The sequence below is a fragment of the Bacillus sp. GW821-FHT01G09 genome, assembly GCF_059422205.1.
Genome location: NZ_JBWKWL010000004.1, coordinates 159,995 through 184,348 on the forward strand (window position 1 = coordinate 159,995; position 24,354 = coordinate 184,348).

General features: G+C 43.3%; 29 protein-coding genes and 1 riboswitch. Of the genes, 8 read left to right on the plus strand and 21 right to left on the minus strand.

From position 1 onward, the window contains the following. Window positions 1-4: 4 nt before the first annotated feature. The 5 genes from brxA to AC07VD_RS14315 form a co-directional block, all read right to left on the minus strand. A complete protein-coding gene (gene brxA, locus AC07VD_RS14295; protein WP_003230794.1) occupies window positions 5-439 on the minus strand; it encodes a bacilliredoxin BrxA in 435 nt (144 codons plus the stop codon). 104 nt (window positions 440-543) lie between these two features. Then, the gene (gene ilvD, locus AC07VD_RS14300) at window positions 544-2,220 is read right to left on the minus strand and encodes a dihydroxy-acid dehydratase (RefSeq protein ID WP_009967560.1); all 1,677 of its coding nucleotides are present in this window, start codon (window positions 2,218-2,220) and stop codon (window positions 544-546) included. Between the two features lie 288 nt (window positions 2,221-2,508). Continuing rightward, complete coding sequence (locus AC07VD_RS14305; protein ID WP_080529450.1) at window positions 2,509-3,642, minus strand: conserved virulence factor C family protein; 1,134 nt, start codon at window positions 3,640-3,642, stop codon at window positions 2,509-2,511. Between the two features lie 59 nt (window positions 3,643-3,701). After that, complete coding sequence (gene hdhQ / locus AC07VD_RS14310; RefSeq protein ID WP_080529451.1) at window positions 3,702-4,319, minus strand: Mn(2+)-dependent (deoxy)ribonucleoside pyrophosphohydrolase; 618 nt, start codon at window positions 4,317-4,319, stop codon at window positions 3,702-3,704. Window positions 4,320-4,332: 13 nt separating this feature from the next. Next, a complete protein-coding gene (locus AC07VD_RS14315) occupies window positions 4,333-4,815 on the minus strand; it encodes a glutathione peroxidase (RefSeq protein WP_088326326.1) in 483 nt (160 codons plus the stop codon). A gap of 341 nt (window positions 4,816-5,156) precedes the next feature. Between AC07VD_RS14315 and metA the strand changes: the two genes are divergently transcribed. The 4 genes from metA (at window position 5,157) to cspD (ending at window position 7,884) form a co-directional block, all read left to right on the plus strand. Continuing rightward, window positions 5,157-6,062, plus strand: coding sequence for a homoserine O-acetyltransferase MetA (gene metA, locus AC07VD_RS14320; RefSeq protein ID WP_024572336.1), 906 nt, complete (start codon window positions 5,157-5,159; stop codon window positions 6,060-6,062). Between the two features lie 230 nt (window positions 6,063-6,292). Next, the gene (locus AC07VD_RS14325; protein WP_033884727.1) at window positions 6,293-7,441 is read left to right on the plus strand and encodes a diglucosyl diacylglycerol synthase; all 1,149 of its coding nucleotides are present in this window, start codon (window positions 6,293-6,295) and stop codon (window positions 7,439-7,441) included. A gap of 80 nt (window positions 7,442-7,521) precedes the next feature. Next, window positions 7,522-7,668: a hypothetical protein gene (locus AC07VD_RS14330; RefSeq protein ID WP_123373170.1), complete on the plus strand. Its 147-nt coding sequence runs from the start codon at window positions 7,522-7,524 to the stop codon at window positions 7,666-7,668. A gap of 15 nt (window positions 7,669-7,683) precedes the next feature. Next, window positions 7,684-7,884 carry a cold-shock protein CspD gene (cspD, locus tag AC07VD_RS14335; protein WP_003230776.1) on the plus strand — a complete coding sequence of 67 codons (201 nt, stop codon included), beginning with the start codon at window positions 7,684-7,686 and terminating at the stop codon, window positions 7,882-7,884. Between the two features lie 51 nt (window positions 7,885-7,935). Here cspD and degR read toward each other — a convergent pair whose 3' ends face one another. Further along, window positions 7,936-8,118 (minus strand): transcriptional regulator DegR, encoded by a 183-nt coding sequence (gene degR / locus AC07VD_RS14340; RefSeq protein WP_003230774.1) that lies wholly within the window; start codon window positions 8,116-8,118, stop codon window positions 7,936-7,938. A 155-nt stretch (window positions 8,119-8,273) separates the two neighbouring features. On the opposite strand from degR, the gene AC07VD_RS14345 reads away from it, so the two are divergent. Then, window positions 8,274-8,543, plus strand: coding sequence for a DUF2564 family protein (locus AC07VD_RS14345; RefSeq protein ID WP_004398863.1), 270 nt, complete (start codon window positions 8,274-8,276; stop codon window positions 8,541-8,543). Window positions 8,544-8,570: 27 nt separating this feature from the next. Here AC07VD_RS14345 and AC07VD_RS14350 read toward each other — a convergent pair whose 3' ends face one another. Both AC07VD_RS14350 and AC07VD_RS14355 read right to left on the minus strand, forming a co-directional pair. Beyond that, on the minus strand, window positions 8,571-8,753 hold the full coding sequence (locus tag AC07VD_RS14350; RefSeq protein ID WP_004399003.1) for a zinc-finger domain-containing protein: 183 nt from the start codon (window positions 8,751-8,753) through the stop codon (window positions 8,571-8,573). Further along, the gene (locus AC07VD_RS14355) at window positions 8,746-9,426 is read right to left on the minus strand and encodes a ribonuclease H family protein (protein WP_014477138.1); all 681 of its coding nucleotides are present in this window, start codon (window positions 9,424-9,426) and stop codon (window positions 8,746-8,748) included. Before AC07VD_RS14355 ends, AC07VD_RS14350 begins: the two co-directional genes overlap by 8 nt. Before the next feature lie 82 nt (window positions 9,427-9,508). Between AC07VD_RS14355 and AC07VD_RS14360 the strand changes: the two genes are divergently transcribed. The 3 genes from AC07VD_RS14360 to sspL are packed head-to-tail and all read left to right on the plus strand — an operon-like array spanning window position 9,509 to window position 10,766. After that, window positions 9,509-10,198 (plus strand): queuosine precursor transporter, encoded by a 690-nt coding sequence (locus AC07VD_RS14360; protein WP_024572337.1) that lies wholly within the window; start codon window positions 9,509-9,511, stop codon window positions 10,196-10,198. Then, complete coding sequence (locus tag AC07VD_RS14365) at window positions 10,198-10,596, plus strand: reverse transcriptase-like protein (protein ID WP_494721827.1); 399 nt, start codon at window positions 10,198-10,200, stop codon at window positions 10,594-10,596. The genes AC07VD_RS14360 and AC07VD_RS14365 overlap by 1 nt, the downstream gene beginning before the upstream one ends. A gap of 41 nt (window positions 10,597-10,637) precedes the next feature. Then, window positions 10,638-10,766: a small, acid-soluble spore protein L gene (gene sspL, locus AC07VD_RS14370; RefSeq protein ID WP_003218255.1), complete on the plus strand. Its 129-nt coding sequence runs from the start codon at window positions 10,638-10,640 to the stop codon at window positions 10,764-10,766. Between the two features lie 7 nt (window positions 10,767-10,773). On the opposite strand, the gene exnP is transcribed toward sspL, so the two are convergent. The 13 genes from exnP to kdgK form a co-directional block, all read right to left on the minus strand. Beyond that, entirely contained in the window at window positions 10,774-11,664 is an 891-nt protein-coding gene (exnP, locus tag AC07VD_RS14375) for a 5'-3' exonuclease ExnP (RefSeq protein WP_003230763.1), read from the minus strand. Between the two features lie 100 nt (window positions 11,665-11,764). Next, complete coding sequence (locus AC07VD_RS14380; RefSeq protein ID WP_003230761.1) at window positions 11,765-11,911, minus strand: hypothetical protein; 147 nt, start codon at window positions 11,909-11,911, stop codon at window positions 11,765-11,767. 74 nt (window positions 11,912-11,985) lie between these two features. After that, window positions 11,986-12,243 (minus strand): YpbS family protein, encoded by a 258-nt coding sequence (locus AC07VD_RS14385; RefSeq protein WP_003230757.1) that lies wholly within the window; start codon window positions 12,241-12,243, stop codon window positions 11,986-11,988. A gap of 64 nt (window positions 12,244-12,307) precedes the next feature. Continuing rightward, a complete protein-coding gene (gene dynA / locus AC07VD_RS14390; RefSeq protein WP_494721826.1) occupies window positions 12,308-15,889 on the minus strand; it encodes a dynamin GTPase in 3,582 nt (1,193 codons plus the stop codon). A gap of 175 nt (window positions 15,890-16,064) precedes the next feature. Then, window positions 16,065-16,154 carry a Fur-regulated basic protein FbpC gene (fbpC, locus tag AC07VD_RS14395; protein ID WP_100069434.1) on the minus strand — a complete coding sequence of 30 codons (90 nt, stop codon included), beginning with the start codon at window positions 16,152-16,154 and terminating at the stop codon, window positions 16,065-16,067. 70 nt (window positions 16,155-16,224) lie between these two features. Continuing rightward, window positions 16,225-16,731, minus strand: coding sequence for an alkylpyrone methyltransferase (gene bpsB, locus AC07VD_RS14400; protein WP_004398552.1), 507 nt, complete (start codon window positions 16,729-16,731; stop codon window positions 16,225-16,227). Window positions 16,732-16,734: 3 nt separating this feature from the next. Further along, window positions 16,735-17,832, minus strand: coding sequence for a type III polyketide synthase BpsA (gene bpsA, locus AC07VD_RS14405; protein ID WP_250635618.1), 1,098 nt, complete (start codon window positions 17,830-17,832; stop codon window positions 16,735-16,737). A 72-nt stretch (window positions 17,833-17,904) separates the two neighbouring features. Then, the gene (gene pbuX / locus AC07VD_RS14410; protein ID WP_217018379.1) at window positions 17,905-19,221 is read right to left on the minus strand and encodes a xanthine permease PbuX; all 1,317 of its coding nucleotides are present in this window, start codon (window positions 19,219-19,221) and stop codon (window positions 17,905-17,907) included. Further along, window positions 19,218-19,802: a xanthine phosphoribosyltransferase gene (gene xpt, locus AC07VD_RS14415; RefSeq protein WP_217018377.1), complete on the minus strand. Its 585-nt coding sequence runs from the start codon at window positions 19,800-19,802 to the stop codon at window positions 19,218-19,220. The genes pbuX and xpt overlap by 4 nt, the downstream gene beginning before the upstream one ends. 89 nt (window positions 19,803-19,891) lie before the next feature. After that, window positions 19,892-19,991: riboswitch (purine riboswitch) on the minus strand. A gap of 141 nt (window positions 19,992-20,132) precedes the next feature. Next, the gene (gene ypwA, locus AC07VD_RS14420; RefSeq protein ID WP_047182781.1) at window positions 20,133-21,638 is read right to left on the minus strand and encodes a carboxypeptidase; all 1,506 of its coding nucleotides are present in this window, start codon (window positions 21,636-21,638) and stop codon (window positions 20,133-20,135) included. A gap of 111 nt (window positions 21,639-21,749) precedes the next feature. Next, a complete protein-coding gene (kdgT, locus tag AC07VD_RS14425; protein ID WP_040082818.1) occupies window positions 21,750-22,742 on the minus strand; it encodes a 2-keto-3-deoxygluconate transporter in 993 nt (330 codons plus the stop codon). 44 nt (window positions 22,743-22,786) lie between these two features. Beyond that, entirely contained in the window at window positions 22,787-23,377 is a 591-nt protein-coding gene (eda, locus tag AC07VD_RS14430; RefSeq protein WP_015383933.1) for a bifunctional 4-hydroxy-2-oxoglutarate aldolase/2-dehydro-3-deoxy-phosphogluconate aldolase, read from the minus strand. 1 nt (window position 23,378) lies between these two features. Continuing rightward, window positions 23,379-24,353, minus strand: a complete 975-nt coding sequence (gene kdgK / locus AC07VD_RS14435) for a 2-dehydro-3-deoxygluconokinase (protein WP_015251846.1) — start codon at window positions 24,351-24,353, stop codon at window positions 23,379-23,381. Window position 24,354 lies beyond the last annotated feature (1 nt).

Below are 24,354 nucleotides of genomic sequence, written 5' to 3' on the forward strand. Positions count from 1 at the left end.
GCATTTAGCAGTGCGCATCGAAGGCAGCAGTCAGATTTTTCATGATTTCTTCCATATCGTGTCCTTCAATTTCATGACGCGGAATAAAATGTACGACTTCTTTGCCTTTCAAAAGAGCCATTGATGGTGAAGAAGGCTCCTGGCCAGTAAAATACTCACGCATTTTCGCAGTAGCTTCTTTATCTTGGCCCGCAAATACAGTCACCGTATTGTCAGGTGTTTTGTCATTCTGGAGGACTGCCTGTGTAGCCGCAGGACGCGCAAGGCCTGCCGCGCAGCCGCATACAGAGTTAACGACTACAAGAGTTGTGCCCTCTGCCTTTTCCATAAAGTTCTCTACTTCTTCCGCTGTTGTTAACTCTTCAAAACCTGCTCCAGTCAGCTCGCGGCGCATCGGTACGACAAGCTGGCGCATGTATTCTTCATAAGCCATTGACATAAAAAAGCCCCCTCTAGTATCCTTCATCTGAAGTAAAGGATACTATAGAGAGGGCCGGATTTCAAATGTTCACACCTTAAAATAAAAGAAAGTGTCCCTAATATCTAGATTTTCATAATACCGCCGGTGTTGGCACTTGTCACAAGTTTAGAATAACGTGCCAGGTAGCCGGTTTTCACTTTCGGTTCAAAACCTTTCCAGTTCGCTTTTCGTTTTTCCCACTCTTCTTCTGGCACTTGTACATCCAAGATACGTTTTTCAATATCAACGATAATATGGTCTCCGTTTTCAACAAAGGCAAGTGGCCCGCCCTCAGCGGCCTCAGGTGATACGTGGCCGATTGAGAGGCCACGGGAGGCTCCGGAAAAACGTCCGTCCGTAATCAATGCCACTTTTGGTCCGAGTCCCATTCCAACGATTTGGGATGTTGGCGCCAGCATTTCCGGCATGCCAGGTCCGCCTTTTGGCCCTTCGTATCTGATAATGACAACGTCGCCTTCTTTTACTTTTCGGTTGATAATGCCGTCAAGCGCCTCGTCCTGAGAATCGAATACGACAGCCGGCCCTTCGTGTCTTGTAATCCCATTCTGTACGCCGCCTGTTTTAATGATAGCGCCGTCCGGAGCTAGATTACCGAATAAAACAGCAAGGCCTCCCTTTTCAGTGAATGGTTGATCCAGCGGGTGAATGACGTCATAATCCTTTACTTCATGTCCGGCAATGGTTTCTCCAAGAGTTTTTCCTGTAACAGTCAGCGCGTCTAAATGAAGCGCTCCTTCTTTCTTGGAAAGCTCATTCAGAGCCGCTGACACGCCGCCCGCTTCATGAAGATCTTCAATAAACACATCCGATGCAGGCGCCAGCTTGGCCAAGTGCGGCACGCGCTCAGCGACTTCGTTAATGCGTTCTAAAGAGTATTCAACGCCGGCTTCGTTTGCAAGGGCAAGGGTATGAAGAACGGTATTTGTAGAACCTCCGAGCGCCATATCGAGTGCAAACGCGTTATCAATCGCTTTTACTGTAACGATATCACGCGGTTTGATATCTTTGCGAATCGTTTCCATTAATTGCGCAGCCGATTTTCTCACAAACTCTTTGCGTTCCGGAGATGTCGCCAGAATGGTTCCATTACCCGGCAAAGCAAGACCAAGTGCTTCTGACAGACAGTTCATTGAGTTCGCCGTAAACATGCCTGAGCAAGACCCGCACGTTGGGCATCCGAACTGCTCTAGTTCTTGAAGCTCGTTTTCGTTGATTTTCCCTGCTTGGTAGGCGCCTACCCCTTCGAATACTGAGGAAAGGGAGATTTTTCGCCCGTCACTTGTTCTTCCTGCCGCCATCGGTCCGCCGCTGACAAAAATCGTCGGAATGTTGATGCGCATTGCCGCCATAAGCATTCCCGGTGTGATTTTGTCGCAGTTCGGAATACAGACCATTCCGTCAAACCAGTGTGCGGATACAACCGTTTCCACAGAGTCTGCGATAATTTCACGGCTTGGCAGCGAATATCTCATACCGATATGCCCCATTGCGATGCCATCATCTACCCCAATGGTATTAAATTCAAACGGCACGCCCCCTGCTTCTCTGATTGCTTCTTTTACGATTTTCCCAAACTCCTGCAAGTGAACATGACCGGGAACGATATCAATGTATGAATTACACACCGCAATAAACGGCTTGCCGAAATCCTCTTCTTTTACTCCTGCTGCACGAAGCAAACTGCGGTGCGGAGCTCTATCGATTCCTTGTGTGATCATATTACTGCGTAATTCTGCCATGGTGATCCTCCTAAATTCTTTCAATTGTTTGATTGGATTTTATTTTGAAAATTTTCAGTTTATTTATGAGCTGTTTTTGCAAATAAGATAAATTCAGGCCGCCCTCACCTTGTTTTGTTCTTTCGTGTTTTTATATTTATATAGCTTTCTTTCGATTTGAACCCTCCAACTATTAATATTGTTACTTACTATAAATAGTTTTCGGATATTTTTCAACAATATTCGAAATAATTTTTATAAAAAGTGAATTCACATAAAAAAGGTGCATGATCTGCACCTTTTTTATTTCTATTCGCCTTTTTTTCTGCTTTCCGTCATTTGTTTCCAAACAGAACCTTTTGCTTCTTCTCCATGCTCAATACGTTCAAGCGCCATTTTGACTTGAAGGCTGACCTCAAATTCGGGGTCATCTTCGGCAGCGCGCAAAGCTTCAATTGCACTATCATCCCCGACTTCGTACAGGAACATGGCCGCACGCCAGCGAACAAGCTTGCTGGAGTCGCTTAACGACTTGATCATAGCGGGAATGGCTTGAGGATCGCCGATATCAGACAGGCAGTCTCCGGCCGTTCTTCTGACTGATACAGCTTTGTCCTCAAGTGCTTTATACAATAGAGGCAGAACATCAGGTGTTTCAATCATTCCTAAGTACACAACAGCCTGTCTTCTGATGGACACCTTTGGATCATCCAATGCCTTCTGTAAAACCGGGATATCCTCTTCTTTCGGATCCATCTGTTCCAAGTGTGCATAACGCTTTTTCCAGTCCTCATCATCCAGCATGTCAAGCGTTACTTTATACGCTTTGCGCTGTACAGCTTGTTTTGCTTCGCCCTTTCCTTGAGCGGCTGCTTCAGTCAGTCGTTTCAGCCGTTCATCACTGTATGCCGCCTGAAGCTCTTCTGTCACGTCATGGCCGATTTCATTAAAGTCACCGAACCTGACACCTTGTTCTTTCCAAGCCCGCTCAAACACAACATTTGAAGCTTCAGATCTAAGTTTTAAGATCGCCTGCTGAAAGCGTTCAGGTAAGCCGAAGCGTTCTTCCCGCTCCCCATCGGTTAATTTAACTTGCATAGGAATGCCGCTGAACATCTGCACAAAAACTTTTACCTCTCCAAAAGATTCTTGATCAGAACGATTTTCTTCTGCGCTTTCAGCACTTTCCATCCCAAATGCAGTGCGGACTTGCGGTAAAATGTCTTTCCAGTCGTATCTTGCATTCCGTTCAACAGCAAGAAAATCTGCGACGTGATATACCCCTTTAACTCCATCTATTTTAAGGATTTCCGCTATAACAGGCGGTGCGCCTTCTGCTTGCTCAGGTTTATAGTTATTGCTTTTGCCCGCCGGAAGCTCTTCCGTTAAGATGACTTTCATTGTATTCGGGCTTGGTGTAGGTTCAATTGATTTTATCTTCATGATCGTCCTCCTATAGCATATCTGTGACTTATTCTATCATAGTCGCTCCAAGCCTTCTATTACGACGTTTTGGCATCAATCCCGGATATTTCTTTTTCTAATTGGCGGACAAACTGAAGCATAAAATTGTGTCTTTCTTCTGCCAGTTCCCGTGCAGTGTCTGTATTCATCATATCTTTCAGCCGCAGCAGCTTATGAAAAAAATGAGAGTAGGCGCTTTGATCATCTCCATAAAGGCTATGCCCGTTTGCGCCCGCAAACATGAAAGCTCTCGCAATGCCGACAGCACCAATCGCATCAAGTCTGTCAGCATCCTGTACGGCTTTTCCCTCAATTGAGAGCGGCTCCTTCGCCAGCTTTTCCCTGTCTCGAAAGGACATCCTTGTTATAATATGAATCACCCTGTCAGCATTCTCTTTTCCTACTCCGAAAAAAACGAGCTGGTCATATACTTCGTTCACAGAAAGCCTGACCGTGTCAGGCAGCTTCACATCAATTAAATCATGAACCAAAGCCGCGGTTTCAACAATGAACAAATCCGCTTTTTCCTTTTCTCCAATATACGCTGCAAGATCTGCTACTCTTGATACATGATGCCAGTCATGTCCAGAGCTTTCGTCAGTCAGGATAGATTGAACCCATGTCCTGATTTGCTCTGCCTGCTTCAATTCCTTCACAAAAACACCCTCTTTATTGCTCTAATAGCTTCACGATAGCGTCTTCCAGCTCTTTCGGATTTGTATTTGGTGAATAACGGCCAACGATTTCTCCATTTCTATCCACTATAAATTTCGTGAAATTCCACTTGATCGCCTTAGTTCCCAGCATCCCTTTCGCATGTTCTGTCAAATACACAAACAGCGGGTGGGCGTTTTTCCCGTTTACATCCACTTTTGAAAACATAGGAAATGTAACACCGTAATTTGTTTCACAAAATTCCTGTATGTCAGCCTCTTCACCAGGCTCTTGGTTCATAAATTGATTGCAGGGAAACCCTAAGATCTCCAGCCCCTCCTGTTGATATGTATCATATAATTCCTGCAGCTGCTTCAATTGGGGAGTAAAACCGCACTTACTTGCTGTATTCACGATCATCAGTACCTTTCCCGCGAAAGGCTGAAGTGTCATGTCTTTCCCTGTTATTGTACGTACCTTTATTTGATAAATAGACATGTAAGTCCCTCCTATGTCCTTGGTGCTGATTATTTTACCTTTTTTAAATCTCAATTCAAAATGTAAACATCAATTAAGAACTCATAAGAAACTTAACAATATGAGCGTCCGTTCATTATCAATTCATATGGCTCATTTTTTATCTTATCATTCTATAAAACATTACAATTCCCTCTGACATCATGGAAAATCATTTTACTGTGAAACCAAAAGGCGTGTCAGTGCGTTTTATTTAAAGAGTTTTCTGTTGTTTCCCCCTCAACACGCATAGATAGATTGAAAATTGGCGTGAAAATTCCTATAATGAAGAAAATTAACGGGGAAATAATGGAGGTGGCACGTTGCCTATTAATATACCAACACACCTGCCGGCAAAACAGGTGCTTGAAAGTGAACAGATATTTGTAATGGATGAAAGCAGAGCATTTCATCAGGATATCCGGCCGCAAAAAATTATTATATTAAATTTGATGCCGAAAAAAATCCAAACAGAGACTCAGCTTCTCAGATTGCTTGGAAATTCGCCTTTACAGGTTCATTTCACATTTTTAATCCCAAGCACACACACGCCGAAAAATACTGCGAGAGAACACCTTGACGAATTTTACACGACTTTTTCCAATATCCGTCACAAGAGGTTTGACGGCATGATTATCACCGGTGCGCCGATCGAGCATTTGGCGTTTGAAGAGGTTTCATATTGGGAAGAGCTCAAGGAAATCATGGAGTGGAGCAAAACAAATGTCACTTCAACCTTGCATATTTGCTGGGGTGCTCAAGCAGGTTTGTATTACCATTACGGTGTGGAAAAAATTCAAATGCCGAAAAAAATCTTCGGTGTGTTCGAACATACCGTTCTTTCAAAACACGAAAGATTGGTAAGAGGTTTTGACGAGCTATACTACGTGCCGCATTCCCGGCATACAGATATAAATATGGAACAGCTTCAAGCAGTGCCCGAGTTAAACATTCTTACCGCATCAAAGGAAGCCGGGGTTTGCTTAATTGTGTCTAAAGACGAAAAACAAGTCTTTTTGACAGGGCACCCTGAATATGATACAAATACGCTTCTTCAAGAGTATGAAAGAGATTTGGAACGAAACCTTTCTACTGTCGAGGCACCTAAACATTATTTTGCAAAAGGCAGCAACGAGCCAGTGAATCGCTGGAAAGCGCATGCCACATTATTGTTTATGAATTGGCTGAATTATTACGTTTACCAGGAAACTCCTTATGAATGGGACTAATTTTTCTTTTTTTAGTGATACGCTGAGCAAAAAATATGATAAAATACATCTGATTCAGTCTGCGTATAACAAAAATTTAAAATACTGGAATCCAAATCATTTAAAATTAGCTTAACTTTTTCACTGCATTAATAATTCGATTATGTATTTGTGTTATGTTTATGTATAGACAATAACTCCTTACGATGCATGAAGCTTGCTTGTTGTTGATTACATTGAGGTGAATTTACTTGAATACCAATAAAAGAGTATTAATTTTGACTGCAAATTACGGAAATGGACATGTGCAGGTAGCCAAAACACTATATGAACAATGTGTACGGCTCGGCTTTCAGCATGTAACAGTTTCTAATTTGTACCAAGAGTCAAATCCGATTGTTTCAGAGGTAACTCAATACCTTTATTTAAAAAGCTTCTCAATCGGGAAACAGTTTTATCGTTTGTTTTATTACGGAGTTGACAAAATCTATAATAAACGTAAATTCAATATTTACTTTAAAATGGGTAATAAAAGATTGGGCGAACTTGTCGATGAACATCAGCCCGATATTATTATTAATACATTTCCGATGATCGTCGTGCCTGAATACAGACGCCGAACTGGAAGAGTCATTCCTACCTTCAACGTTATGACTGATTTTTGTCTTCATAAAATTTGGGTTCACGAAAACGTGGATAAATATTATGTGGCGACAGATTACGTGAAGGAAAAACTGCTGGAGATCGGCACTCATCCAAGCAACGTAAAAATCACAGGAATTCCAATCAGGCCGCAATTTGAAGAATCCATGCCGGTTGGCCCGATATATAAAAAGTACAATCTTTCACCAAACAAAAAAGTGCTTCTGATCATGGCAGGTGCTCACGGTGTATTAAAGAACGTAAAAGAGCTGTGCGAAAACCTTGTCAAAGATGACCAAGTGCAAGTGGTTGTCGTGTGCGGGAAAAATACGGCTTTAAAAGAATCTTTGAGTGCGCTTGAGGCGGAAAATGGTGACAAATTAAAAGTTCTGGGCTATGTGGAGCGCATTGATGAGCTATTCCGAATCACAGATTGCATGATTACCAAGCCCGGCGGCATTACTTTGACAGAAGCCACAGCCATTGGAGTGCCTGTCATTCTGTACAAACCCGTGCCTGGACAGGAAAAAGAAAATGCAAACTTCTTTGAAGACCGCGGAGCTGCCATCGTTGTGAACCGTCATGAAGAGATTCTCGAGTCAGTCACTTCCCTTCTTGCAGATGAAGATACCTTGCATCGCATGAAGAAAAACATTAAGGACCTTCATTTAGCAAACTCCTCTGAAGTGATTTTAGAGGATATCCTGAAGGAATCAGAAATGATGACTACCAAACAAAAAGCCAAAGTGCTATCGTAATGGCGTACTTGAGAGCATACGAAAATCGTGTGCTCTTTTTATTTATATTCAGCCATTAATAAAAGCGGTTACATTTTTTTATGAAACTTGCCCTTCTTTTGAAAAATAAGCCGTTTCGAAACTTGACGGGTGCTCCCAGATGGTGTATAGTTGAACCATCATTTAACAATGAATCAAAGTTAGATGATGACAAAATTTTTTTTAGCACATGGGTGCTACAGTACTAGGAGGAATTAAGCAATATGCAAAACGGTAAAGTAAAATGGTTCAACAACGAAAAAGGATTCGGCTTCATTGAAGTTGAAGGCGGAGACGATGTATTTGTTCACTTCACAGCTATCGAAGGAGATGGATACAAATCATTAGAAGAAGGACAAGAAGTTTCTTTTGAAATTGTCGAAGGTAATCGTGGACCTCAAGCTTCTAATGTTGTAAAACTCTAAACTCAATACATGATGATGAGATGACAAATAGAGGAGAGGCATTCGCCTCTCCTATTTGATTTTCATCTGGATTTCAATCGCCAAAATGTTTTGTTTACACCTCTGTTCAATCTCTTCAACATACTTTTCCATTGATGGTTTTCCTTTTTTCGCGATATCCGCCAGTTCTTCTAAATCACTGTATATTTCTATAAATGTTTTGTGAAGGATCAACTTCAAGTCTTTATCATCCATAGCTGCGTTCCCCTTCTCTATCAAGATACCTCAAATAGTAAAACAGTCCTATTTATTCTGGTTCAATAGTTATATCGGCTTATTTTTATTTTCTTTTCTATTTTGGTACATAAATTTCAAAAAAACTCTGCAAAATAATGGCGGAGGTGTTTTTTGTGACTTCAGAATTTCATAATGAGGATCAGACTGGCTTTACGGATAAGCGGCAGCTGGAACTAGCGGTGGAAACAGCGCAGAAAACAACAGGCGCCGCGACGAGAGGCCAAAGCAAAACATTAGTCGACTCTGCATACCAAGCCATTGAGGATGCTAGAGAACTGTCACAATCTGAAGAGCTGGCAGCTCTCGATGATCCTGAATTTGTAAAGCAGCAACAGCAGCTGCTAGATGACAGCGAGCATCAGCTGGATGAATTCAAAGAATAAAAACCGCAGCTTCTGCGGTTTTTATTTTTAGTGATTGGTTAAGACATCTCCGTATTGTTTCAGCTTTTCACCAACCGTACATTTATTGATACAAAATGAATGCGCATAAGTTTTGCCAAATTCTTTGCGAAACTGCTTCTTAATAAAACAGTCCTTGCAATATTCATCGTGCAGTTCTGTCAGTTCTTTAAAGATCATTTTCTTATCCAATATCGTCATCTCCGTTACGGTCTAATTTCGTGTGGCTTTCTACGAATTGATGGGATAGAATTTTTTTAGCGAGGCCGTCAGCTTCCTGATTGTCTTTTCGTTGTATTGTTTCGTAGGTTGGAGTAAGCTTCAGCGATTCAAGGAGTGCTTCTATTTTGTCCAGCCATTCATTATGAGATGGATCATAACAAGGCCAGCTGCCGTCAAGCTGATTCAGCACAACAAGCGAGTCCCCTTTGATTGTAATTGAATTTCTGCTTGCCCCAAGCTCTCTTACTTCTCTTATTGCTTCATAAAGCGCTGCGTATTCAGCTTCATTATTGGTTTTCAGCCGGAAGCTTTTATTTTTTCTCAAGCGATGCCGGGTTCCTCCCAGTGAATAATAGATGACGATCCCGAGACCGGCCAGTTCGCTCTCCTTATCGAAACTGCCGTCAAAATAAACAGTAATGTCATCAGGCTCTTGAGCAAGCTCCTCTGTCAGCTTTTCCAATTCCTTCAGCGTCCAGCTGCCGCCTTTCTCGTCTTCGAACTCTAGCTCTTTCATGTATGGAAAACGTCCAAGTTCTCTGGCGAGCATACGTGCCTGCTGTGCTGTCAGCCAGTCTTCGCTAAAAAATGAGACGGATCCTGTTCCTTTTGCTTCTATTTTCAAATGCGGTCTGAGCTTCATTACAATCACCTTACCATTCATTAGTTGCCGGGCATATGCTATAATCAAACCAATCTTACCCCGGAAAGGAAGCTTTTTCATCTTGTTTAATAATTCGTTTTGGATCTTTTTTGCGATCATTCATTTTATCATTGTTCTTTTATTTTATAAAGGATTTGGCAAAATGGGACTGTTTGTTTGGATCGGTTTTGCGACAGTCTGCGCCAACCTCCAAGTCGTCAAAACAGTCGAACTGTTTGGCTTAACAGCGACACTCGGGAATGTGATGTATGGCACAATCTTTTTTGCGACAGATGTGCTGAATGAAAAATACGGACCAGCTGAAGCCAGAAAAGCGGTATGGCTCGGATTCTCAACGCTCCTGACGCTGACATTTGTCATGCAGGGCGTGCTGCTTTTCGAACCGGCTTCCAGCGACATATCACAAACAGCGCTGGAAACGATTTTCGGATTCCTTCCGCGAGTTGCGTTAGGAAGTCTGCTTGCCTTTATCTTCAGCCAAACGCTGGATGTTTATGTATATTCGGCAATTAGAAGGATATTTCCTTCTGATCGGCTTTTATGGCTCAGAAACGGCGGCAGTACAGCAGTCAGCCAGTTGTTTGATACATTCATATTCACTGCAGTCGCCTTTCTCGGCATTTATCCGGCAGGCGTGTGGCTTCATATTTTTATTTCTACATATTTGATTAAGTTTGCGGTATCTTTAATTTCATTGCCTTATGCCTATGCAGCCAAAAAAATGATACCTAATGATGAAAGGAGTTTATAATGCCTACAGAAATATATGTAGACGGCGCAAGCGCCGGTAATCCAGGGCCTTCCGGTATCGGCATTTTTATCAAACATGAGGGAAAAGCAGAATCCTTCTCTATTCCAATCGGAGTGCATACAAACCAGGAAGCGGAATTTCTTGCATTAATTGAAGGGATGAAGCTATGTGCAACGCGCGGGTATCAATCGGTTTCCTTTCGAACCGATTCAGATATTGTGGAACGCGCCACTGAGCTTGAAATGGTTAAAAATAAAACGTTTCAACCGTTCGTAGAAGAAATCACCCGATTAAAAGCGGCATTCCCTCTTTTTTTCATCAAATGGATACCGGGCAAGCAAAACCAAAAAGCCGATCTTCTGGCAAAAGAAGCGATTCAGCTGAATGAAAAGAATTAAATCTTGATCATTGGTTCATCCTAATGGCGAGGTGAACTAACATGAAAAAGAAAGATAAAGGCCGGCTGACCGGCGGTGTTACTCCGCAAGGCGACCTGGAAGGCAATACACATAATGACCCTAAAACAGAGCTTGAGGAGAGAGCAAAAAAAAGCAATACAAAACGCTAGAGAAGATCTAAACGATCTCTCTAGCGTTCAGCTTTTCAAGCATACGCTCAATTCCTTTAATTTGGTGGCGGCGAAGCATGTCAGCCGCCTGCTCCATTTGCAAAGTAAATAAAGCGTCTTTCAGTGTGCAGGCCAGCGGCACTGAGCAATGGATTTCCGCAAGCTTCCTCGACATCTCCAAATCGCTTAAACCTTGCTGAATTTTTCCCTGCTGTCCTTTTGGAAGAAGAGAAAGATTTTCCAATAAACGGTCAATCGTTTCGTATTCACGAATCAGTTTGTAGGCTGTTTTTTCTCCAATGCCTTTGACTCCGGGATAGTTATCACTGGAATCACCCATAAGCGCTTTAATATCAATCAAAGCCTTCGGCATTACGCCTGTTTCTTCATAAAAAGTCTCTTTTGTATAGACTTTATAATTTCCGATTCCTTTTTGAAGCAAAGCAACGCTTACTTTATCCGTTAACAGCTGAAGTAAATCTCTGTCCCCTGTTACGACCGTAATGTCCGCTTCATTCGCAAATAAATCGGCAAGAGTGCCGATACAGTCATCCGCTTCATAGCCGGCAAAGCCAATATTCATGATTCCAAGCTCTGCGGCTGCTTCCTTTGCCAAATCAAACTGCGGAATCAGCTCCACAGGCGGCGCGCTGCGGTTGGCCTTATAATCTTGAAACAAGTCATTTCGGTACGTTTTGCTCCCCATGTCCCAGCAGCAGACGACGTGTGTCGGCTGGAATGTTTCCACAGCTGTAATCAAATGCTTTAAAAAGCCGTTGACGCCGTTCGTCGGCACCCCGCTGTCATTTATCATAAAGTTGCGATGTACGGCCGTGGCAAAAAAGGCCCGGAATAAAAGAGCCATGCCGTCAACCAGCAATAGTTTATTATTATTCATCAAATAACTCCCTTTTCTTTCATTCCTTCTATTTTATCATAAAGCAGCCCAAAAATAAAAAACAGTATCTCTTTAATTAGAGATACTGTTTGGATATTTATCAATCGTTGTGTCTTTTGTTGCTGGCGATCAGCTTTTCAGCTTCGCGTCCTGCGTAAGAGTCAAAATGGGTTTGAAATCCGTTTTTCTTTTTGGCATTGTTATTCGCCTGTGCATTTCTGTTTCCGAGCTTTGTTCTGCCCAACATGAATCCCCCCTTACGTCGGATGCATATAGTATATGCTTCCGGCAGGAGGTTCACTCGCGACAGGATCATCCAGCTTACATGCGGCTTACGTATTCTCTGACCATTTCTTTTGATACAAGCCGTCTTGTCGGGACGATGCCTTTTTTAGCGAGCTGATTCATTTGCTCGGTAATTTCATTAATTGCATCTGTAGTATAAGGCTCATCGTTTCTGCATTTAGCAACAGCTTCTTCAATCGCCAATTCACGCATATTTTCAAGACGCATAAATGCTTTGATATGCTCGTGCTGTTTTGATGAATGTGCTGAAATTGCTTTATGTACCTCTGACATTAATCGTTCATCTCGCTTTTTTCTATTTAGTCTATCATGACTTGAAATACAAGCCAACTGAAATTTACATTTTTATTGTATTGTCTGAATTTTTCCAGGAGATGCACGCCTGATACGCCATTTCAATCTCTTTCGCATGTTCCCCTTCCGCATATCCTCTTAAATATGTCTCTTTTTGATCCGTTATTTGCGCGATTGCTTTTTCACCCATATCTTCCTGTAAGCGTCTGAGGTGAGCTGTGTAATGAGAGATCAGGCTTTCTTCTTCATTTTTTATCCATGCCTCTGTGATTTTCGTAAGTTTCATCCGTACAGCTTCGATAAAGGCCGCTTTTCCTTTCTGCTCAAAAAACTGCTTCGGTGATCTGATCTCTTTTAGTTCCTGCTCAAAAGCACGTTCTTCTATTTCCGGTTCAACTTCCTTCAACTGTATGCCGTTCGAATGCTGATCACCCGCATAAACGGAAAAATAACCGTCCTCGTTTAATGTTTTTTGAAAATGATCCAGCCATTCTTCATTGATATGCCGTTCGATGAAACCGCTCATGCGAACATCAAGCGTTTTGATTTCCTGAATATATTCAAATTGATATTCATGTAAGGCTGTTGTCATCGCTTTACTGACGTTCTTTTTCCAATCCCCGTTTTGCAGCCCGGGATGAAATGCCGATTTTAATAAATCATTTGCAAAATATGATAATCGCTGTGCAATGTGATATAGCTGCTCTCTTGTATCTTTTTTTACTTTTTCAATGATGGTTTTTGAGTTCCGCCGTTTCTCGATATCGGCCGCTGTCCGCTCAAATGACAGCATAAGGCGCTGTTTCTGCGCTTCCTTCTCTTCTCGGGACTGATGCTGGGATTGGTGAAGCTGAAAAACAGTTTCGCATAGTTTGTCTGCCTCCGAACTGAGCTGCGCTGCTGACGCTTTTTTTACATCCACTTCGATAAACCGGTCTAAGTGTTTTCTTACTTTCGAGAACTGATTGTAAAATGACTCCGGTTTTCCCACCAGTTCCTCCTTACTTGATACGGTAAAGAGCTGCGGCTCATAAACCCCTTCTTTTACAAGCTCTGCGCTGACATAATCGGTCACTGTTTCGAGCTCTGTTTTATCTTTTGCAAGGTCTGCAGCATTAATAATAAAAAACATTTTATCCATGCTGAGCGATTCTTTCACAAGTCCAAGCTTTCGCAAAAATGAACGGTCTCCTTTTGAAAAAGAGTGCTGATAATAAGTCATATAAAAAAATGCATCAGCATCTTTGATATATTGGAATGCCAGTTCTGTATGCCGTTTATTCATGCTGCTCGCGCCGGGTGTATCAACGATCGTAATCCCTTTTTCAGTTAGCGGGCATGTATAGTAGACCGTTACCTCTTTCACAGCACAGGCCGTTGTTTCCTCTGCTACATACGGCTTTAATTCAGAGAGCGGAATCGTTAATTTCTTCTGTTCCTGTATATACTGCTGATACTTCTCGTATGCAAGCAGGAAATTGCTGATCAATTTCACGTGTTCTTCCTGCAGCCTGTTTTTTTTGACTGCCTTTTCCCACTTCTCTGTGAAGGAACGGCCTGCCGGTTCCTTTGGTATTCCGGTGAGCTGCAAAATTTCAGCCGTTATGTCATCCTCTGTCTTAAACACTACATCCGCTGTTTTGTTTAAGTTGCCATTGATTGGCTTTGTGATCTTGTTAATTGTCGCTGTGGTTGGCGTTGGTGAGGATGGCAGCACTCTTTCGCCGACAAGCGCATTGGCAAATGATGATTTCCCCGAGCTAAAGCCTCCAAAAAGAGCGAGTGTAAATTTCCGTTCCTCAAGCCTTTTCACCCTTTCACGAAACGCTGAAGTTTGCTTTAACAACATGCTGTATTCGCCTAAAAGGTCAGACAAAGTGTAAAAGCGTTTGATTTGGTCTTGAAGCGGCATTTCTTGTTCCATTTTGATTTCTGATTTCGGCATCGGCTGCGCCGTCAGCTGGCTTCGGCCTTGTTTCTGCTCTGGAGCCGCCACTCTTGTTTTCTTCGATTTAAACCATTCTGTGTCTATATGCATTGGGCATGCGGACTCTTCTTCCCAAATGGCCCACAGGCGATCGGTTTTCTCTCGGACATTATTCTCTAAACGCGCCTGTTCTTGAAGAAATACAAGTTTTTCTGATTCTTGGACGAGCCGGTCGTTAATTGTTTGCACATCTTTGGAAACACGCTCTTTCACCATAGCGGAGAGCACCTTTATGATGTCTGCAGCTTCTCTTTTCGCCTCTTTCCTGATGAGCTCTGCTAAGTCTTTTGTATATTGCAATACATATTCAGAGGAAAAGGCTGCACCATGCTTGACCGCGCGTTTAATGATGGTTATATCAAGCGGTGTGCGATAGGCCTGAATCAGCTTTTCACTTTCAGCGGTATAGACATCAAATACCTTGGCGAGTTTATGAAGCGTGTCTATCATATGCCAATCCGCTTCGGCCTCTGTTCGTTTTGCCACATCAGAGAAAAAAGCATTCCGCCTTTTATCTCTTTCCTGTGCAGTTTTCGCTTTAGAAAAGAAAAAGCCGGTTTTAAAAGAAGGCTCTTGTGATTCTAAAAATGCAGCCGCCAATTCACGCATTTCAAAAGGCGTCAGGTTGGCGTTTTTTAAAATACGATTGATTTCTTCCTGCATCCTCTTCTCTGCCTCAGTCGTTTGTTTTTCGGCCTCATCCAATTGATCACGCAGCGATTGGACCAGTCCAGTTTGGATATTAAGCTGTTCAGCGAAACTCGGAGCGCCTGTTTCGTCTTTCTTCAGCATTTCCGTATGTTCCTTTAGCAGATTACGGACTTTTTGTTCGGTTAAAGCCTGCATATTGCTTTTTGATTGCTGTTCTATTCTTCTTAACTCTTCTCTCAGGGCCCCCATCTGATTGAACGGGTGGTCCGGTTCTGTTACTGACGTAAAATAGAGCGCTTCCTTTGAAATCCCTTCATTGCAAAGCATCTCCTCTACCTGCGCTTGATAGTCTCCAAATTTCGTCTCCGTCTCATCATGGCGGTCAATTTGATTGACGATAAAATACACATTCGGAATGCTTTCTTTTATTGATCTGAGAAACTTTACATTTTCCTCAGAGTGCACGTGATTATAGTGAACGACGTAAAACAGCGCATCCGCTTGGTGAAGAATAGAAGCAGCCGATAGAAAATGAGCATCATCTGTTGAATCTATCCCTGGAGTATCAATATACGCAACCCCGGAATCGATCTCAGTATACCTGTCAAAAATTTCGACGCTTTCAATCTGTTCCCCGTCTTTACAATATTGCTGCACCTTGTCTTTCTGGTAAGTCCCTTCCAGCTCAGCACACGTTCCGTCTGTTGTATGAAGCCGAACTCGCTTTTCTCCGTTTCTGATCACAACAAGGTTAGCGCTTGTCGGAATCGGGCTTGTCGGCAAAATATTCTCCATTAACAGGCAGTTCAGCAGTGACGATTTTCCCGCTGAATAATGCCCGGTAAACGCGATATAAACCTCTTCATCAGCCGCTTTTTTCATGACTGCAGCCAGTTTAGCAGCCCTTTGTTCATCTTGATTCTCAATAAATTGCTTATAAATTTCCCCGGTTTTATGCAAAAGCTCTTTTCTGTTTTGATCTGTCATAAGTCTGAACCCCTTTGTGCCATTTCAATTGTGAACCTTTTTCGAAAGATCTGAATTCATTCCCTTTTCATTTTACACAAGAATAAACCAAATTTCTTTAGGAGAATAGAAAAAAGCCGCCATTACGGCAGCTTCTATAAAAGAAAATCTGCAACTTTTACAAGTTCCAGATTCATCAAACAGATTTATTAGAGATTCCTTTTAATACAAAACCAATTAATACACTATATGTACAAACCGCTCCAAGCAAAAACAGCATTGTCATTTGCTTCACCATCCTGATTGAGAATCTTTTTCAAATTCATTTTAACATGGTTGAGAATGATTTTCAATCGCTATTTTACGCTGTATTCCTGTAATGCTTTGTCTTCTGCGCGAATTCTGACGCTTAACAACACGGCATTGAAAATGGAAAACAGACACATGGTGACGTATGCTTGATAAAGCAGCGGAATCAGCAAAATTTCAAGTATAACAACGGCATAGTTTGGATGTTTCATCCATTTATATGGACCTTTTTTTACAAGCTCTACACCTGGAACAACAAGGATTTTCGTATTCCAATATGCCCCTAAGGAACAAAGCGCCCAATACCGTACGATCTGTACGCTTAAAATCACTGCAGCGATACCGAGCCACCAGCTGGACGGCTGTTTATTCATCAGCAGCACCTCGGCAATTAAGGACAGGAAAAAAAGGATATGCATCGTAATGATATACGGATAGTGGCTCTCGCCAAATTCAATTGCTCCTTGCTTCTTTACCTTTTGTTCGTTTTGCCTGGCCACTGCCATTTCTGCTGCTCTTTGAACAATGAGAATGGCGATCAACAACCAAAACATGAGTCAGGCCCCCTTTTCCCAGCTGAATAATAGCAACTCTGATGAAAAACCTGGCCCTAATGCGCCAATCAGTCCTCGTTCATCTTCCTTTTTATGTCCGTTCTGCAGATGGTCTTTGATCACATACAAGATTGTGGCTGAAGACATATTTCCGTGCTTTTGCAAAATACTTTGCGCAGATGAAAGCTTTTCTGACGACAGCCCGAGACTTTTGATGTATGCATCGATCACTTTTTTTCCGCCTGGATGCGCCAAAAAAACACTGATATCATGGAATGACAACTTATGTTTGTCCAAAAAAATCTGTACATTTGTTTTGAGCCATTTTTCCACCAAGGTCGGAATATCTCGTGAGAAAATGACTTTGAATCCTTGATCGGTAAAGTCCCAACCCATGACATCTTCTGATTGTTTCATCAAAACAGATTGGGCGTCCATTATCTTCGGCGCAAGTTGCAGCTTTGACATCCTGCGGTCCGCCTTCTCTCCGCATAATAAAGCTGCGGCAATGCCGTCACCAAAAAGCGAGGTGCCGATCAGATTGCTTTTTGTTTTATCTTCCGGCTGGAATGTCAGGCTGCACAGCTCGGCAGCAATGACAAGCACAAAAGCCTTAGGATACGCTTTGCAGTATTCGGCTGCACGCGCAAGTCCGCTGGCTCCTCCTGCACAGCCAAGCCCCCAAATCGGAATCCGCTTCGTATATGGAGAAAACGGAAGTTCATTCATAAGCCGCGCCTCGATACTCGGTGTGGAAAGGCCTGTGCTGGAGACGAAAAAAACAGCTTCCACTTTCTCATAAGGAATGGCTTCTTGAAAAAATTCCGGATGAGAGAGGCACTCACGAACAGCCGCTCTGCTGTGTTTAAGTGTTTCTTCTATGTATATTTGATTTTTTTCTTCAAAGCTGTGCCCCTCTTTATACCATTCAATCGGCTTAACAAACTGTCTCGAATGGATTTGCCCGTTTTTAAAGGAGGATAACAGCCGGTCAATATCCTTAAAAGAATGCTGAAACATATAGCGGGCGAACTCGGCCGCTTTCTCTTGGTTTACATTATACGCAGGAAGACTTGTTCCAATGGATAAAATAAACGCCATGCGATCACCTCTTTGCATACATTGTGCCGCAACAATCTTTTTTATATGCAAAAAAACTCCGCCGCGGCGGAGTTAGACTGCTGTTTTTTGTTCAGCGAGGTCAGCTTCTTGTTCTGATTTTTTAGCTTTAGAAAAAACGTTATATACAATATTTAAGACGACTGCAGTAAAGCTGCCCGCCACAATGCCATTCGTTGTAAGCAGCGTTAAGGCACTCGGAAGCTGTTTGAAAATATCCGGCACAACGGTCACACCGAGCCCCAATCCCACTGAGCAGGCAACAATCAGAAGATTTTCCTGTTTCGCAAAATCAATGCGGCTGAGCATTTTAATTCCGTAAGCAATCACCATTCCAAACATCGCCACCATTGCACCGCCCAAAACAGCGGATGGAATAATGGTCGTGAAAGCAGCGATCTTTGGGAACAGCCCAAATGCCATTAGGATCACACCTGTGACCACAATGACGGCATTTTTTTTGATCCCTGTGAGCTGAACAAGCCCGACATTTTGAGAGAATGCCGTGTAAGGAAAAGCGTTAAAAATACCGCCCAGAAGCACAGCCAGTCCTTCAGCTCGATAGCCTTTAGACAAATCTTTCTCTGTCAAACGGCGGTTTGTCAGGTCACCTAAAGCAAAGTAAACACCAGTTGACTCCACAAGGCTGACAATTGCAACGATGGACATCGTAATGATAGGCGCTGCATGAAAAGACGGCGCTCCGAAGTAAAATGGCTGAATCATTTGAACAACTGCCGCGTCCGAAACATTATCAAATTGAACTTTCCCCATAAAATAAGCGATGAAGGTGCCAATCAAAATACCGATCAAAACCGAGACGGACTTGATAAAGCCTTTTGTAAAACGGTATAGAAGCACAATGATACTCAACACGGTAAAAGCAAGAGCAAGATTGGAGAGATCTCCGAAATCTGCACTTCCTTCTCCGCCGGCGATGTTATTCATGGCAACCGGCATCAGTGTAATACCGATAATCGTAACAACAGAGCCTGTCACGACCGGCGGAAAAAATGATACGAGCTTTCCAAAGAAAAATGAAATAAGAATGACAAGAATGCCTGAAGCGATAATGCTGCCGTAAACTGTTGAAACCCCATATTCAGATCCAATCGCTATCATCGGCGATACAGCTGTAAAGGTACAGCCAAGCACTACCGGAAGCCCGATCCCAAAAAATCGGTTGCTCCACACTTGCAGAAGTGTAGCCACACCGCACATAAAAATATCAATCGATACTAAGTAAGTCAGCTGCTCGACAGTCAGTCCCATTGCTTTTCCGACAATCAGAGGAACGACAATGGCGCCGGCATACATGGCAAGAACATGCTGAATCCCTAAAGACAGCGTTTTGCCGAATCCATTTCTCATGAATAAACCTCCTGTACGAAGGACACTTTTCCTTCTTCTAAAGACTGAATTCTTGCCAAAGATTCCACTCGATAGCCCAGTTTCACAAGTTCATCTCTTCCCGGCTGAAATGACTTTTCAATAACAATGCCAATTCCCGCAATAGAAGCTCCCGCTTGCTTCACAATCGACACAAGCCCGTGCGCTGCCTGTCCATTTGCCAAAAAATCATCGATAATCAGTACATGATCCTGATCCGACAGATGGGTCCCAGACACTGCGATTTGGCTTTCTGTTTGCTTCGTAAAGGAATAAACAGACGCTGTCAGCAAGTTGTCGGTGAGTGTTAACGATTGATGCTTTCTCGCGAAGACAACTGGCACACCCAGCTTCAAGCCCGTCATTACAGCGGGAGCGATACCTGATGATTCGATTGTCACAATTTTGGTAATACCGTCTTTTGCAAACCTGGACGCAAATTCGTCACCAATTCTCTGCATAAGCAGCGGATCAATTTGGTGATTCAAAAAAGAATCCACTTTCAATACCTGATCAGATAATACGATGCCTTCTTCCTCTATTTTCCGTTTCAGTGCTTCCATCCTGTCTACCTCCGTTATGAGAATAAAAAAAGCATTGCCCGCTCAAATAAAGAGCAAGCAATGCTGATATCACAAAAAACCGTACACGTGCGGTTCCATTGCTCACCCATAGTCGGACATTTACGGTGCCCGGTAGAAACTTGCGTGCCATATCCACGCGATTATATGAGTGTTCCTATTATATTGTAATAAATTATATCAAGATTCTAATCTCTTGCATAGGCTGAAAATAAAAATTCCCGAACTTTAATTTTGTTTTTTTAGATATCATTCGTATTTCAAGGGGATTCGATATAAAAGAGCCTGACGACCGCGCCGCCAGGCTTTTGATTATGACAGATAGAGATTTGAATATTTGTTTGATAAATAATCAATTAAATAGCGAACATTCAGCTCTTCTCCTGTTGCATCTTTAATAATGTCTAACGGCTTTTTCCGTTTTCCGTGAATGTGCACCTTTTCCGTCAGCCATTGCTTTATCGGATGGAACTCTCCTCTTTCCAAGAGAGCGTCAAATTCAGGGAGATCCTCAAGCATTTTTTGTTTCAGCTGAGCCGCATACATGTAGCCGAGCGCATAGGATGGGAAGTAGCCGAAATCTCCACCTGCCCAATGGACGTCCTGTAAAATCCCCTCTGCGTCGGTCTGCGGTGTAATCCCTAAATAATCTTGGTATTTTTGATTCCAAAGCGACGGCAGATCTTCCACAGACACTTCATTGCTGAAAATCGCTTTTTCAATTTCATAACGGATGATGATATGAAGAGGATACGTCAATTCATCCGCTTCGACCCTGATAAATGAAGGTTTTGATTCATTGATTGCCCGGACAAAATCATCCAGGGAGATGTCCTTGAACTGTTCAGGTGATGCTTCTTGAATCTTCTGATAGTACGGTGTCCAAAAATGCTTGTTGCGGCCGATAAAATTCTCGTAAAATAATGATTGCGATTCATGAATTCCCATTGATGCGCCGTCTGACAAATTCGTGCCACTGAGTGCTTCATCAATATTTTGCTCGTATATCGCGTGCCCGCACTCATGAATGGTGCCAAAGATCGCCGTCCGGAAATCTTTTTCATCATATCTCGTCGTGACCCGAACGTCTCCCCGATTCAGCGTAGTTGCAAACGGATGAACGGTTTCATCAAGTCTTCCGCCATCAAAATCGTAGCCAAGCTCCTGTAAAAAATACAGACTGAGCTCTTTTTGCTTTTCTTTCGGGAACGCTTTTGTAATAAAGCTTGTATCTGGTTTATTTCCGGAAGCTGTCACCTGTTTAACAAGAGGGATAATCGCTTCCTTCAGCTCAGTAAACAGCTGATCAAGCACCTTTACCGTGACGCCGGGCTCAAACAAATCAAGCAATGCATCATAAGGATGCTCTTGATATCCCCAATACGTAATAAAACGTTTATTGAATTCAATCAGCTGTTCTAAATAAGGAGAAAACAAGCTGAAATCAGATTTTCCTTTCGCTTCCTCCCACGCTGTTTCTGCCTTTGAACACAGAATCACGTATTCTTTGTATTCAGCCTCAGGGATTTTCTTATTCTCTTCATACTCTTTTTTCGCCAGTTCCACTGCTTTTTTCGTATCTTCCGACAAGTCATCAAATCGTTCATACAGGACATCGATAAGCTCCTTCATTCGATCTGATGTTTGGATATTGAATATATCTGTTGAAAGCTGGCCGATGCTTTCGGCACGATCCTCTGAGCCGTTTTTCGGCGCGCCTGTTCTGGAGTCCCAGTGCATTAACGCAACTGCTTCGCTGTAATGTGAGATTCTTTTTAAAAGATCAAAAAATTCTTTTTCATATGTATGTATCTCCATATCCATTCCCTCCCTATTATAGCCGTTCCATTACAGGCTAATGGAAGGGGGTATGAAAGTCAAATTGTTTGTATAAAAGGCTGCCGGTATGTTTTGCGGCAGCCTTTTTATTCAGTTGATCGTCATTTGATTTTTTGGCGGAGGTGTTCTTCGCTTTTTCTGCTTGATTTTTTTATCCACCCACACTGTTGCCAGCGGGGTTAAGAGCGAGGTGACAATAACGCTTGTCGCGATGATTGCAGTTGCCGATTCAGCAACTGGCGCAAATGAGGCATTCGCTTCCGCTAATGCGTATGGCACAGCTACAGCAGCCCCCGCCGTAGAAGAAGCGGCCACACCCGCGACACCGTCTCCCCGCGCGACAAAACGATCAAGTAAAAACAAGGAACTGCCCGATAAAATGACGACAGAAACTCCGATAAAAATGCCGAGCAGCCCTGATTGGATCAGCATTCCAAAATTCAAGGTATTGCCGAGCGAAAAGGCGAAAAATGGAATGATCGCCGGCACAACCTTGCTGAATAAGTCTCTGAGATCGTGATCCAGATTTCCAAGTATACATCCAAGTAAAAACGGGATAACTGTCGCTGCCAGCGTTTCCCATGGGAATGCGGCAAGTCCCGTCACACCAAACGTCACCATGGTCATAAAAGGACCAGATTCTGTACTGATAAAGGCGAAAGCGCCCGCATCCTCTTTTCTTCCCATATGGTTCATGAGCGCCAAATATAGTCCGCCGTTCGTTTCATTCATTACCGCGACAATTGCTAAAACAGAAAGGCCTGCAAAAAAGCCGGATTGTATGCCTTCGTCAGGTATAAATTGCGCTGCGATCACGCCGAGCAGCGCCGCAAATCCGACCTTTCCCAATAATAACGTGATTCCTTTTCTTGCGATATAGCCTGAAGAACGAAAATCAATCGTTGCTCCTACGCAAAAGATAAAAACACCCAGTATCGGCAGCGTTCCGGTAATCAAAGCACCCGTAAACCCTCCAAAGAACTCCGCTGTTCCAGGCGCAAACGTGTTGAGCGCCGCTCCAAGAAATAGCGGAATAATCATCATTCCGCCAGGTACCCGTTCAATTGTCGCCTTGATTTTCATATTGTGGATTCTCCCATCCTCCGGTTATGAAAAAACAATTCCACTTACACTTGGAAAACAGCCTGCAAATCCTCTTTTGAACAGCTGCCCAGCTGGCTGCCGACTCCGACGGCGCCAGCTCCGGCTCTAAGCCAATCCGGCACTTCAGACGGATGTATCCCGCCTGTCGGAATAAAGGTCACCTGCGGGAAAGGACCCGCTAAATTTTTCATAAACGGGATGCCAAACACACCGCTTGGGAACAGCTTTAATGTCGTAAAACCGAATGTCAGCGCTTCCATAATTTCGCTCGGAGTCAAGACGCCGGGGATATAATGTGTCTTTACAAAAGATAGATGTTCAGCAAGATCAGCTGAAAAACCCGGACTGACAATAAACTGCGCGCCAGCCTCAGCAGCTTCCCCAGCTTGCTGCGCGGTGATGACAGTGCCCGCGCCAATTAAAATATCTTCCCTATTACGGAAGGATTCGATAATATCTGATGCCCCGGGGGTCGTATACGTCACTTCAACTGCACGAATCCCTTTATCTAATAAACTCTCAATCTGCTGACAGGCCTCCTGCTTATCCTTTGAACGAATGACTGCAATCAGCTTTGCTTCTTTCAGACGGTTTTCAACGACTTTGGACTCCATATTAATAATCCCCTTTCTTTTGGTGAACCGTTCTTTGAGCAGATAAAAAAGAAGCTAATTTCTCCCTGGTCGGCAAACCGTCCATATCCCCCGGTGCCTGCACTTGCAAAGCGCCAATCGCATTTCCCCTTTGCACCGCATCCTTGTACGACAAACCGTCTAGGATACCGCTGATTACACCGACTGCAAATCCGTCTCCGGCGCCGACCGTATCAACCACCCGGTCGACCCGGCAACCTTCTAGAAATCCTTCACTTGTCCCCGTTTTAAAGTAAGCGCCTTCTTTTCCGAGTTTAATAGCGACAAAGCTGGCACCTTTTTTCAAATAATAGTCGGCAATGCCTTCAGGTGTTTTTTCTCCGGTCAATAGCTCTCCCTCTGCGATACCCGGGAAAAACCAGTCTGCAAGCCCAGCCAGATCGTTGATTGTGTGTACCATTGTTGCTTGATCAGGCCAAAGCGAAGGTCTTACATTAGGGTCGAATGAAATGGTTTTCCCTGCGTTTCTCATGTCGTTCATGACATGGTACGTGAAGTCTTTCATCTCGGCTGATAAGGCAGGCGGAATACCTGTCACATGCAAATGGCCTGCGCATTGAAAATAATCTCTCGGATATTCAGCAGAAGTTAATGTGCTTGCAGCTGAGTTTTTCCTATAGTAGGTAACTTGCGGGTCGCCTTCTTTCACTTTTGACTTAAGCAGCAGCCCGGTGGGATTTTCGTCCTGCGAGCGGATCACGCGGGACACATCCACTCCCTCTTTTTTAAGCTCTTGTAAAATAAACGTTCCGAGCTGATCATTGCCGACCTTGCTCATCCATCCCATTCGGAATCCGAGTCTGGCAAGGCCGCAGGCGACATTGCTTTCAGCTCCGGCAAGCCCTTTAGAAAAAGTGGATACTTCATGAAGGCCTCCATACTCATTTGCGTAAAACATGGCCATTGATTCCCCGAATGTCACCGCATCAAGCTTCATC

Excerpts from the sequence above, each read along its gene's own strand:
- AC07VD_RS14330 (WP_123373170.1), top strand. The coding sequence starts at position 7,522 with ATGAAACTTGCCCTTCTTTTGAAAAATAAGCCGTTTCGAAACTTGACG.
- bpsB (WP_004398552.1), bottom strand. The coding sequence starts at position 16,731 with ATGTTTTGGTTGTTGATCGCCATTCTCATTGTTCAAAGAGCAGCAGAA.
- ypwA (WP_047182781.1), bottom strand. The coding sequence starts at position 21,638 with ATGGAGATACATACATATGAAAAAGAATTTTTTGATCTTTTAAAAAGA.
- AC07VD_RS14355 (WP_014477138.1), bottom strand. The coding sequence starts at position 9,426 with ATGAAGCTCAGACCGCATTTGAAAATAGAAGCAAAAGGAACAGGATCC.
- xpt (WP_217018377.1), bottom strand. The coding sequence starts at position 19,802 with ATGGAAGCACTGAAACGGAAAATAGAGGAAGAAGGCATCGTATTATCT.
- kdgT (WP_040082818.1), bottom strand. The coding sequence starts at position 22,742 with ATGAAAATCAAGGCGACAATTGAACGGGTACCTGGCGGAATGATGATT.
- AC07VD_RS14365 (WP_494721827.1), top strand. The coding sequence starts at position 10,198 with ATGCCTACAGAAATATATGTAGACGGCGCAAGCGCCGGTAATCCAGGG.
- pbuX (WP_217018379.1), bottom strand. The coding sequence starts at position 19,221 with ATGAGAAATGGATTCGGCAAAACGCTGTCTTTAGGGATTCAGCATGTT.
- kdgK (WP_015251846.1), bottom strand. The coding sequence starts at position 24,353 with ATGAAGCTTGATGCGGTGACATTCGGGGAATCAATGGCCATGTTTTAC.
- bpsA (WP_250635618.1), bottom strand. The coding sequence starts at position 17,832 with ATGGCGTTTATTTTATCCATTGGAACAAGTCTTCCTGCGTATAATGTA.
- dynA (WP_494721826.1), bottom strand. The coding sequence starts at position 15,889 with ATGACAGATCAAAACAGAAAAGAGCTTTTGCATAAAACCGGGGAAATT.
- cspD (WP_003230776.1), top strand. The coding sequence starts at position 7,684 with ATGCAAAACGGTAAAGTAAAATGGTTCAACAACGAAAAAGGATTCGGC.
- degR (WP_003230774.1), bottom strand. The coding sequence starts at position 8,118 with ATGGATGATAAAGACTTGAAGTTGATCCTTCACAAAACATTTATAGAA.
- fbpC (WP_100069434.1), bottom strand. The coding sequence starts at position 16,154 with ATGACAATGCTGTTTTTGCTTGGAGCGGTTTGTACATATAGTGTATTA.
- sspL (WP_003218255.1), top strand. The coding sequence starts at position 10,638 with ATGAAAAAGAAAGATAAAGGCCGGCTGACCGGCGGTGTTACTCCGCAA.
- AC07VD_RS14380 (WP_003230761.1), bottom strand. The coding sequence starts at position 11,911 with ATGTTGGGCAGAACAAAGCTCGGAAACAGAAATGCACAGGCGAATAAC.
- exnP (WP_003230763.1), bottom strand. The coding sequence starts at position 11,664 with ATGAATAATAATAAACTATTGCTGGTTGACGGCATGGCTCTTTTATTC.
- brxA (WP_003230794.1), bottom strand. The coding sequence starts at position 439 with ATGTCAATGGCTTATGAAGAATACATGCGCCAGCTTGTCGTACCGATG.
- AC07VD_RS14315 (WP_088326326.1), bottom strand. The coding sequence starts at position 4,815 with ATGTCTATTTATCAAATAAAGGTACGTACAATAACAGGGAAAGACATG.
- AC07VD_RS14385 (WP_003230757.1), bottom strand. The coding sequence starts at position 12,243 with ATGTCAGAGGTACATAAAGCAATTTCAGCACATTCATCAAAACAGCAC.
- AC07VD_RS14305 (WP_080529450.1), bottom strand. The coding sequence starts at position 3,642 with ATGAAGATAAAATCAATTGAACCTACACCAAGCCCGAATACAATGAAA.
- ilvD (WP_009967560.1), bottom strand. The coding sequence starts at position 2,220 with ATGGCAGAATTACGCAGTAATATGATCACACAAGGAATCGATAGAGCT.
- eda (WP_015383933.1), bottom strand. The coding sequence starts at position 23,377 with ATGGAGTCCAAAGTCGTTGAAAACCGTCTGAAAGAAGCAAAGCTGATT.